Source organism: Anaerococcus sp. (genome assembly GCF_030825785.1).
In the GTDB taxonomy this organism is placed as follows: domain Bacteria; phylum Bacillota; class Clostridia; order Tissierellales; family Peptoniphilaceae; genus Anaerococcus.
In genome coordinates this window covers 1-9,431 of record NZ_JAPJPG010000049.1, presented here as the reverse complement: position 1 = coordinate 9,431, position 9,431 = coordinate 1, and the positions used below count along the sequence as shown (strand labels likewise).

9 protein-coding genes and 1 CRISPR repeat array are annotated in these 9,431 nt (G+C 37.5%); all 9 genes read right to left on the bottom strand.

What is annotated here, in order from left to right; all coding sequences use genetic code 11:
* Window positions 1-89 precede the first annotated feature (89 nt).
* Window positions 90-1,250, bottom strand: coding sequence for a hypothetical protein (locus RCH56_RS06700; RefSeq protein WP_306484206.1), 1,161 nt, complete (start codon window positions 1,248-1,250; stop codon window positions 90-92).
* A complete protein-coding gene (gene csm5 / locus RCH56_RS06695; RefSeq protein ID WP_306484205.1) occupies window positions 1,247-2,326 on the bottom strand; it encodes a type III-A CRISPR-associated RAMP protein Csm5 in 1,080 nt (359 codons plus the stop codon). The genes RCH56_RS06700 and csm5 overlap by 4 nt, the downstream gene beginning before the upstream one ends.
* A complete protein-coding gene (gene csm4 / locus RCH56_RS06690; RefSeq protein ID WP_306484204.1) occupies window positions 2,323-3,228 on the bottom strand; it encodes a type III-A CRISPR-associated RAMP protein Csm4 in 906 nt (301 codons plus the stop codon). The genes csm5 and csm4 overlap by 4 nt, the downstream gene beginning before the upstream one ends.
* Window position 3,229: 1 nt before the next feature.
* A complete protein-coding gene (gene csm3 / locus RCH56_RS06685) occupies window positions 3,230-3,892 on the bottom strand; it encodes a type III-A CRISPR-associated RAMP protein Csm3 (protein ID WP_306484203.1) in 663 nt (220 codons plus the stop codon).
* Window positions 3,892-4,272 carry a type III-A CRISPR-associated protein Csm2 gene (gene csm2, locus RCH56_RS06680; protein WP_306484202.1) on the bottom strand — a complete coding sequence of 127 codons (381 nt, stop codon included), beginning with the start codon at window positions 4,270-4,272 and terminating at the stop codon, window positions 3,892-3,894. Before csm2 ends, csm3 begins: the two co-directional genes overlap by 1 nt.
* A 3-nt stretch (window positions 4,273-4,275) precedes the next feature.
* A complete protein-coding gene (cas10, locus tag RCH56_RS06675; RefSeq protein WP_306484201.1) occupies window positions 4,276-6,516 on the bottom strand; it encodes a type III-A CRISPR-associated protein Cas10/Csm1 in 2,241 nt (746 codons plus the stop codon).
* Window positions 6,497-7,228: a CRISPR-associated endoribonuclease Cas6 gene (gene cas6 / locus RCH56_RS06670; RefSeq protein ID WP_306484200.1), complete on the bottom strand. Its 732-nt coding sequence runs from the start codon at window positions 7,226-7,228 to the stop codon at window positions 6,497-6,499. Before cas6 ends, cas10 begins: the two co-directional genes overlap by 20 nt.
* Window positions 7,229-7,294: 66 nt before the next feature.
* Window positions 7,295-7,921: a CRISPR direct-repeat array (repeat unit 37 nt; unit sequence GTTTCCGTCCCCTCTCGAGGCAGATAGGTTCTTATAC).
* Between the two features lie 93 nt (window positions 7,922-8,014).
* Window positions 8,015-8,344: a CRISPR-associated endonuclease Cas2 gene (gene cas2 / locus RCH56_RS06665; protein WP_306484199.1), complete on the bottom strand. Its 330-nt coding sequence runs from the start codon at window positions 8,342-8,344 to the stop codon at window positions 8,015-8,017.
* Window positions 8,344-9,351 (bottom strand): CRISPR-associated endonuclease Cas1, encoded by a 1,008-nt coding sequence (gene cas1, locus RCH56_RS06660; RefSeq protein ID WP_306484198.1) that lies wholly within the window; start codon window positions 9,349-9,351, stop codon window positions 8,344-8,346. The genes cas2 and cas1 overlap by 1 nt, the downstream gene beginning before the upstream one ends.
* Window positions 9,352-9,431: the final 80 nt, after the last annotated feature.

Sequence of the window (9,431 nt, the reverse complement as noted above, 5' to 3'; positions counted from 1 at the left end):
GCAATATGTAACAAAGCAGCATCTCGATTATGACTAATTGGATCTGTCGTTCCCACTGCTGATATTAAAATGTTCAAACTTTCACCTCGTTACTTTAATAATTCCAATAATTCCTTATTTAATTCTTTATAGAAATTGAAATCTTTTTCATTAAATTGATACTGTTCTTTAACTAAAACCTTGAGATTTTTTAAGACGGATCCTAACTGACGTAGTTCTTCCGATTGCAATGGATCCAATCGATGAGCCAATGTATTTCGCGAAGTGTTCATGTTAATCATCGGTTTAATTTGATTATACAAAGTCCACTCTTTTTTTTCTTTGAGAATTTTACTATAATCCCAAATTCCCAAGAAATACTTTTCTGATTCATCTACATATCTATCCAATAATTCTGGATAACGGTTATCAATATAATCTTCTAAGATAAATTCAGTCAAGGTTTTAATTCTAATGAGTCCTTCACTGAAATTCCCACGTTCTTTTTGCAATTCAATTGTTAGATAAGCATTGAGAGCCTTCTTCTTCTCATCACTCCATTTTCTATTTTTTAAAGTTTGGGGAATATCTTGTCTATCTAGCGCATCTACAATATCTTGCAATTTTTTACGCGATTCTTTCAAACCAGAAAAATCAGGTAATTGATTTGCTAACTCTAGAGCAGCCTTATAGTCATATCTCTGAATGAAATCTCGAATTGTTTTTTTAATTAAAGCATGAGAGAATTTTTCTGATTCGTCTTCTAATGTTCGATCAATGAACTCTGTTACATTATCTTCATTTGTATCAATAAGAAGATCAATATCATCTACATTTTCATGAGGAATATCTGCATTTGAGTCATTCGCAGGGCTTGAAACTTGAACAGCCTTGACATTAATTCCACTAAGTCTGTTAATCACAAATAAAGACGACTTAATTTGTGGTGTCGCACTAGATAAGTTGAGAATAAATTCATCTTCTTTTGTATAGTACTCCTGGATAATGGATGAAAATTGATCAAACATTGTATCGAAGACATAAACATCATTATTAGAAATAACTGGTTGATGAATTACAATCTCTGGAAGATAAGAAGATTCAATAGAATGAAGAGCTTTTTCAATACTTTCCTTCTTATCTCTTGTTCTATCAGAAAAAACGAGAACAATTTTATCTGGTCGATATTTTCTAGCGATGTGCAATAAGGCTCCATCGTGATAATTTCTAATTGGATCTGTATCACCGACAGCGGATATCAAAATTTTCATTGTAAAATCTCCCTAATCATGAAATTCGCTTTTCCCATCTCATAGAAGGAATCGCTATTAATGATCAATTTCCGTTCTCCTTTATTGGTTTTAATGCTCTTGTCCGGCGCTTTCGTCAGTTTCAAAACACCTTTTCCAACCATCTTAGTCTTCATTCGACTATACCGTTTTTGTAAAATTCCATCCGCTTGTTCAAACAAGGTCTTTGTCCAAGCTCCACTTCCAGCTCCCAAATAGATAGGATATTGAAGATTTGGTTGAATTTTATTTTCAGGAAAATCTGATAAGAAAAAGTTTTTATATTCTTTGTAGAAGGCTTGCGCTCTCTGACCTAATTCCTCAATTAAGATTCCAGCTTCCTTAGTAGTTGTAGTAATGGTGAAATTGATTTTAGTTAAGGGTGCGATTGCTTCCCTGTATAAAGGAAGAGGCTTGGCAGTTAGTGATTTAGCAGAATAATCCCATTTTTGAACTAGAATAATCTGCTCATTGTTAAATGGCTCACTATCACTAACACGAATCGCATGAAACAAGTCATCGAATTCCTGCCCCTTTTTTGCCCCCCATGGAATCATTTTTTTGTTTTCTTTAGGACTTCTCCCACGAAAATCAACTGCATTCTTATTGTTCCAGTCAGGACTAGTATTCATTAAAATAGTTCGAATAGCTCCCTTCAAGGAACTACCAGGAATATAGGGCTTCCCAAAGGCATCCCTCATAAATTTTGCTACTTCATTTATAGAACCAGATCTGGGATTCTGGTTGTTCTTTTCTGTTTCCAGACCAGTTTCAGTAATGGTATAGCCACCAAAGGAACGTTCACTAATTCTATTGTCATTTAAGAAAGAAATCAAGCGATTATTCCTAGCACTTGGTTTTGTTTCCTGAAGAAATTGTTCAAACTTTCTATCCAGTCCCTTTTCAATCATCCGATTGTAAAACTTACCCATATCTGGGAAATAATAGCGATGATTTTCATAGATGAATTCTCGTGAAGTGTATTTTTCACCGCTACCAATATGAATGGGGGCCATAGCTAACAAGCTAAATTGAAAAACTCTATAGTCTGTTTTCATCCTTTTACCTCCATTTTCAAAAATAGGGGTTTGGCATAGTTGAAGACAGCATGTGGAAAATCAAGCGGTCTTACATCAACAATTTGCCCTGCAAAGGTTTCAAGAAAGGTCGATCCAGCAGTAAACTTAAATAAATCTTGTTTACGATAATTTTGGTTAGACACTGTACTAAAAGCAAAACCACTTGATTTGATTACAAGATAAGAACCTTGATCCATAGCCCTTGGAAGATCCTCGTCTGTTGGTAAAGAAGTCGTCAGAGTCATCACATTTCCTTGATAGGAACGAGTCAGACGACTCTCAAGATTTTCAGGAACTTCTTTGATAGTCAAATCAAAACGACCATACCCACTTGAGCGTTTTCCTCCAATACCAGAGAACTGCAAGCTAGTCATCATCTCATCAAGCAGTGGTGACTCAGTCGCTAGTACATAGAGGGCTGTATCATCCAAAAATCGGGTAGTTGCAACTTGGTACAGCGCACCATCAACATGAGGTTGATTCTTAGTGACGATATTGGTAACAGCATGCTCCTCATCTTCAAACAAGGCACCGTTGACATAATGATCAAACTTTTCCAAGGGTATAAATTGTAATTTTTTTGCTAACTTGGCTTGCCGACGTACTTCCTTGACATCCTTATTTAGATCAACTTGGTCAAATTTTGGGAATCCGATGGGCTTTGGTAAAAATGGGCGATCCTGATAAGGGAAGGCATCCGTTAGAACAAAATCATCCTGATTTGCTAAGGATAAAAACTCATCTAATCGTCCCATCTTATTGGCTTCAATCACAAGAGCGGAAAACAAACGGTCTGCCGAAAAAGTCATTTTTGAACTATCCAGAGTTCCTGCTCCAAAATGGGCAGAATCAAAGTCCATGATATACATCTTATAGGTCATATTAGACCTCCACAGATAGTAGTTTGTTTAATGCATCAAGATTATATGTTCCAAAAACAGTAGTCACTTTTAGGTCTTCAAAACTTACTTTACCATAGCCACGAGAACCTGAGCCACCTAGATAGTCTAACTCAAGAAGTTTCAATCCATCTAAAATGACTTTAAAATCTTCCTCCACTTGCTCTTGACTCTCATCTGTGATTTCATAAATCAATTCAAATGCAAAAGCACTTCTACGGATGGCACGTTCAATTTGTCTCGGATTTGCTTCAGCAGTAATGCGGTCAATAGTATTTTCAAATTTAACTTCAGTATAACTCTTGACACCTAAAGAATCTAACTCTTCCTTGTTATTTAAGAAGGCATCTCTAAAAATGAGTCGTCCTATTTTATAGCGATCGTCTGAACTGTTTCCAAATAAACGACTAAGAATTTCTCCATCTTCTCCTGGTTTCTTAGCTAGTCGATCATTATGAACTTTTGCAAGAAGAGTGCGCATTTTTCCCTTTATACTAGAACCAGGAATAATCGGTAAGTTAGTAATAGGATCCTTGATTACAGGCGAATCAGTAGCCCCAATAGCTGCAAAAGCATTGCTAGTTCCAATATGAAGTCCTGTTTCTAGACGAATTTGTGCTGTTAGTTTAATTTTAGCAAATGCCATTAATCTTTTCCTCCATAAAATTTGAAATAAGCTACTAGTGCTTCCATATAACGACAGAAACGTTGGAGACTTTCCTTATTATTGATTTCTTTTAAAATATCTAAAATTTCAGCCTTTTTCACCAAGTCTTTAACTGCAGTTTCTCGGCCTGATTGATATACAAACTGCACTCTCAAATAGGCAATTTTGTCGGCTAGCGCCTCATAATCTCTAACCTTACTTTCATCAAAAAGGGTACTTGTCAAGCTTAGTAAGTTTCTTATTTTGCTAGTTGTCAAAAGGAATGCATCAGGGTTTCTAAAATCTCTAGTGTTTCGATTCAATGATTTGATAACATTTTCTGTCTTATCTACATAATTGTCATCTGTTAAGGTAGCCATATATTAATCCTTTCTAATCTCATAAATATAAAGAAGTAAAGCTAATTCTGCTTCATTTCGTACCGTTTCACTGCCTGTGTACCAAGTAAAGAATAGGTCCTTAAATTCTTTAAATTCTGTTTTACTTTCTCTTGGTGTTATGTCTTCTAAACGCGTTAAGTAATAGGCTAAGCGAGCTACATTCATTCGGTCATAGTTACGAAGAAGTTCTACTAACTTATAAACGAAACTCTTTCCTCGTTCATCTTGAATACTAAAGTAGTGTCTAATCTTTGTCAGTTTCCCTTTGTAGATATGATCAATAAATTGATCAAACTTAAAGGTATAACCCTTATCAAATAAGGAAATACTATCTTTGTCATTATCCTTTGCTGCCCCCTCTAACTTGCCTGTTTCTTCAGCCATGATACTAACCGGAGTTTTGTCTGGAAAAAGTCCGATACCTGCTGATAAGGTTAATTTACCATTCGTCCACTTGATAAATTGTTGGCGCAAGGTAATCGTAAATGCGATAATATCTTGCCATGAACCCAGAGCAAATACATCATCTCCACCTGCATAGATAATCGATATTTTCTTATCCTTAGCAAATTGATTGATGTAAACCTTAAAGAAGAGACTCATACTTCTTGAGAAGGTTGCAGAACGAGCTAAGGTATTGTATTTTCCACCATCTTGATAAGAAAATCCAGCCATAAAAGCAGCACCTAAATCATCTACGTCTAATCGGACAACTGCTAGACGTTTGATTCCTTGACCTGTTTGACTATCTTGGGACAGTCGAGCGTACTGATCGATATCAGCATACTTGTAGTCTCCAACAAAGACATGAGTTGCCCTCGCAATATCGGTCGCAAAGCTATTTTTGACATAGATACGATTCCAATCTTCCTTTTCCAAGTCAGCTTGTGAAATCCCTCTTATAAAGGCTCCTGGTCCAATTGGGAGGCCTTTTTCTTTGGTGACAATATAGTATTGTTCTTGAATTTCTTTAGAGAAGCGATAAAGACCAGCACAAATCTGGCAGACTTCTTGGTCATTAAAGGTCGTCATATCTTGTACTGAGTGGCAAATCGTACACTCTCTCTGAGCACTTTGACCACCTCGGTTTAACTCCAAAAGCGTTTGAGCATCATAGCGAGAAATTTTCTTCTTAGAAATCATGCGACTAGTTGCTTGGTAAACTTTCCTATATCTTGCCAAGGAGGTCATGATGTCATTAGCTGAAAATGAACTCCAACCAAAAGCAACATACAAACGTGTCTGGAAATTCTTCAGCAAAAATTGGTTAAATTTTTCTTCAAAGGCCTCTAACGCTGCCTTTGTTTTTGCTGTATTTGCCAAGATAAAGTAGGCATGGCCACCACCTACATAGAGAAGGTTGGCTCTTGTCAATTCCAATTTTTCTAGTAGGCTGTCAGCGATATGTTCCCCCATAAAATCCAGATAGAGGGAGCGCGCTTTGAGTTGCTTAGCTGCCCCAGCCGTCGCGATATTATAGATGAAATCTTGAATCCCTGATAAGTCAAAGCTGGCTAATAAAAAAGCTTCCTTATCATAGAAAGATTTTTGTTCATGGAAGAGTTCTTTTTGATAGTCTGAATCATTTTCAGCTATCATATACTCCTGAATAGCCGAGGCAAAAGCAGCTGTTAAACGACTATGAGTTGCTAAGGAAATATCTGCCAGTTCTTGTGTCTTAGTTGAAGTCGGTACATAGGATAGGTGGGCTTCATAGAGATTCAAAAGGGCATCAATCTGATCTGGCCCAAAATCCCAGTTCTCAATCTCCTTTTCTATGGTATCCAGTAGGCTGCTATAGTCAGACTGAGAAACTGACTCTTTTGCTTTTTGAGCATAGTTCGGCTCCCTATCAAGCTCTAAGCTTTTGATAGGCAAGAAACGCTGGCTATAGACATCTGAAAAAACATTAAAAACATCAGCTTGGTTCCCCAAGTCATCTCCCTTGTTTGACGCAAGACTTTGACCTGCCTTTAAGCTAGAAGCAATCTTGGAAGCAAGGTCGGTTATATAAAGCGGACTATCAGTAGGCAGATTGGCTTCTACTCCTTTTAAGTCGTCACAGACAAGGTGTTGAGCGATTGCTTCATTATCTGAAAAACGTCTGAACCACTCAGCTCCAAGGCTAGTAGCATCTTTTGTGTCCTTCCCGGAGCGCTGAAGTAGTTTGCCAATATCATGTAATAGCGCTCCATAAACTAAATCAATCTTTTCTTTCTTCAAGCTCTATTCCTCCCATTCCTAGGCTGGTTTTCATGCCCAGTCCAGCATACTCTCCAAATTTTAATAACATATTTGCATAAGCCTTGAGGGTACTAGGTCCTGTTATCTTAAAGGTTAACTTGCCCTTAAAGGCAGGAATCTTTTTGCCATGGACCTTAAAGTAACTCGTCTCCATTCGGTAACTGGTTATCCGGCTATGGGACGTCAGATAGTCCAAGGTCTCCTCTTCGATATCTTCCCGATTCTCAAGCAGTCGTCCATACTTCATCATCAGACTTTGAAATATCAAACGCAGGGTGGGAAAGAGCACATACTCTCCCTGGGAGCGAAATCCAGTCGGTGTTTGAAATTGAATAGTAAAAAAGGACTGGTCTTGGTTTTCATTAAATAGATCAAACAGTTCCTCTGAGCTCAAATCCTGCATGGTTACGCTTTGAACTGTCAGAGTTGCCTGTCCATGTAGGTCAACTTTTTTCAACTCCAACATTGGAGGTAAGATCTGCTTGATAGCATCCTCTGTCAAAAGATGAACCATCCATGTCGTCTGGTCCTTTTGATGGATTACCTTCATAGAGTAGGGATTGGTCTCCTGTTCATGAAGCCAGTCCACATAGATTGGTTCTAACTGCTCCATTAAAAATCCATGAAATTTGGTTGCCAAATCGATGGGTGACTGGTCAATCCGCTGAAAGGATAAACTAATTCTTTTCATAGGCCTCCTTTATGAATCGTGCTTAGCTTTCAAGCTATCTTTTTTCGTTCTTGTTATGTAATAAGGAAATAGGTCCCCTCGCGAGGTGATTAGGGTGGTTTACTGGGTTTGCATCCTGAGCCATTGGCTTTGCCAGAACCACGGTTTCCGTCCCCTACCGAGGTGAATTGGGTGTCTTACTTAACCGGTAAGAGACTTGCGTAGTTTCTTACAATGTGTTTCCGTCCCCTCTAGAGGTAGATAGAGTGTTTTACGATAAGTCAGAGTTCACAGTGGAGCCTGAAGGGGTTATGTTTCCGTCTCCTCGCGAGGTGAATTGGGTGTCTTACAAAACTGAAATCTTGATTGCAAAAATCAAGGAGTTGTTGTTTCCGTCCCCTCTCGAGGTAGATAGGTTCTTATACAATTAAAGATGTAGACACTTACATCTTTAACGATGGGTTTCCGTCCCCTCTCGAGGCAGATAGGTTCTTATACTTTATGCAAAAACAGTTTACAAATACTAAATCTTATGGTTTCCGTCCCCTCTCGAGGCAGATAGGTTCTTATACGCAAACGTTCTAAATTGATGGAAAAAATTCGTTGGTTTCCGTCCCCTCTCGAGGCAGATAGGTTCTTATACCATCAGGGAATTATATCCCAGACGCAATTTTCACGTTTCCGTCCCCTCTCGAGGCAGATAGGTTCTTATACCCCATATTTTGTGGTTGGATTTAAAAACAAACACAAGATATAACCTATTTGGAAACTAATTATAGTATACCATAAATTGTAAGAGTTTTCACATCAAAAAAACAAACAATCTGCTTCTTCTAGCTCTCTATCATCGGTATTCAAACGAATAGTCTCTTCTCGATTCCCAACATAGACAATAATGTTATCAAATTCGCTAGGATCATAAAAATATTCCAATTCTCGAATCAAGACTTGATAACTAGCCTTCTCCAAATCAATTTCAAAACAAGAGCGTTGGACTCTCATCCCAAATCCTTCTAACAATTTAGCTAATCTTAATCTTCTTTTATTGCTAATAATATCGTAGATTATCAGACAAAAGAGGGATTTCTTTTTAGCAAATTCCTTTTCTTCTCCTGATAAATGATAATATAATCCCATCACTCTTCTCCTGTATAGGCTGTTACATACAAATGACTATCCTTCTGTTCAAAAGCTCGAATCAAGCGCTTAATCTGCTGGTCAGCAGTATAAAAGAAAGAATAGCGTTTTTTATCCAACTCGATATACTGGTGTATCTCTAGCATCCTCTCTCTCATAGCTAGAAGAAATACTTTCCTTCCCTCATCTTTTAAAATAAAAGTACCATCAGCCTTTGTTTCAAAATGCTCATCTTTTAAACTCTCTTCCAAAATCAATTGCATGATAGTATTGTCTACAATGACTGGTCTCCACTCCTCCATCAAATCGCTCGCAAGACAAGCGTGATGACCATGGCTCTGATGTAGGACACCAAATCCATAACTTAAGCCATTTTTCCGTATCAAACCCAAGAAGCAAGAGTAAAGAATGGAGTAGCCAAAATTTAGTAAACAATTGAAAGAATCCGTAGCAGGCCGCCTCCTACGACCGTAAAAACGAAAAGAATCCGGTATTAGTAAGCTCAGATAGTAAAAATAAGATTTCGCAATACGACCTTCATACCCCATTATCTGTGAGATGGACTCGGCCTCCTTTATTTTTTGGAGAGTTAAATGAAAACGTCCAAAATCATCTACTGACAAGATTCCATCTTGATTATAGCTTTTCAACAAGGAAAGTTGATGCTTAACTTTAGCAGATACGATTTCCTTTGAAAGAGCTAGACAAAAGTCTTGGTCTAGGCTAGCCCTGACTTGTTTCTCTTGCTTATCAAAGTCTTCTTGACGATAAGAATCTAAACAAGCCAAAAATTTTCCCTCGCTAGAAAAATAGTAGACATTAATATTCTCCCTTGCTAAATCTCTCAATAATTGCGTACTTATTTGAGCCTGACCAAAAATTAAAAGATTGTCGACAAGGTAGATGGATACTTCTCTCTCGATTTCTCGCTGACTATTTTTTATGATGATTTTCTGATTGGATAGTCCTAAAAAGTAGTCCGATTTTTGTACGAATAAATCACTCATCTATCACTTTCCCTCCTAAAATCATAAAGGATACTAGTCTATCACTTTTAAAAAAATTGTCAACTATTTTTTGTACTTTT

Excerpts from the sequence above, each read along its gene's own strand:
- RCH56_RS06700 (WP_306484206.1), bottom strand. The coding sequence starts at position 1,250 with ATGAAAATTTTGATATCCGCTGTCGGTGATACAGATCCAATTAGAAAT.
- csm5 (WP_306484205.1), bottom strand. The coding sequence starts at position 2,326 with ATGAAAACAGACTATAGAGTTTTTCAATTTAGCTTGTTAGCTATGGCC.
- csm4 (WP_306484204.1), bottom strand. The coding sequence starts at position 3,228 with ATGACCTATAAGATGTATATCATGGACTTTGATTCTGCCCATTTTGGA.
- csm3 (WP_306484203.1), bottom strand. The coding sequence starts at position 3,892 with ATGGCATTTGCTAAAATTAAACTAACAGCACAAATTCGTCTAGAAACA.
- csm2 (WP_306484202.1), bottom strand. The coding sequence starts at position 4,272 with ATGGCTACCTTAACAGATGACAATTATGTAGATAAGACAGAAAATGTT.
- cas6 (WP_306484200.1), bottom strand. The coding sequence starts at position 7,228 with ATGAAAAGAATTAGTTTATCCTTTCAGCGGATTGACCAGTCACCCATC.
- cas2 (WP_306484199.1), bottom strand. The coding sequence starts at position 8,344 with ATGGGATTATATTATCATTTATCAGGAGAAGAAAAGGAATTTGCTAAA.
- cas1 (WP_306484198.1), bottom strand. The coding sequence starts at position 9,351 with ATGAGTGATTTATTCGTACAAAAATCGGACTACTTTTTAGGACTATCC.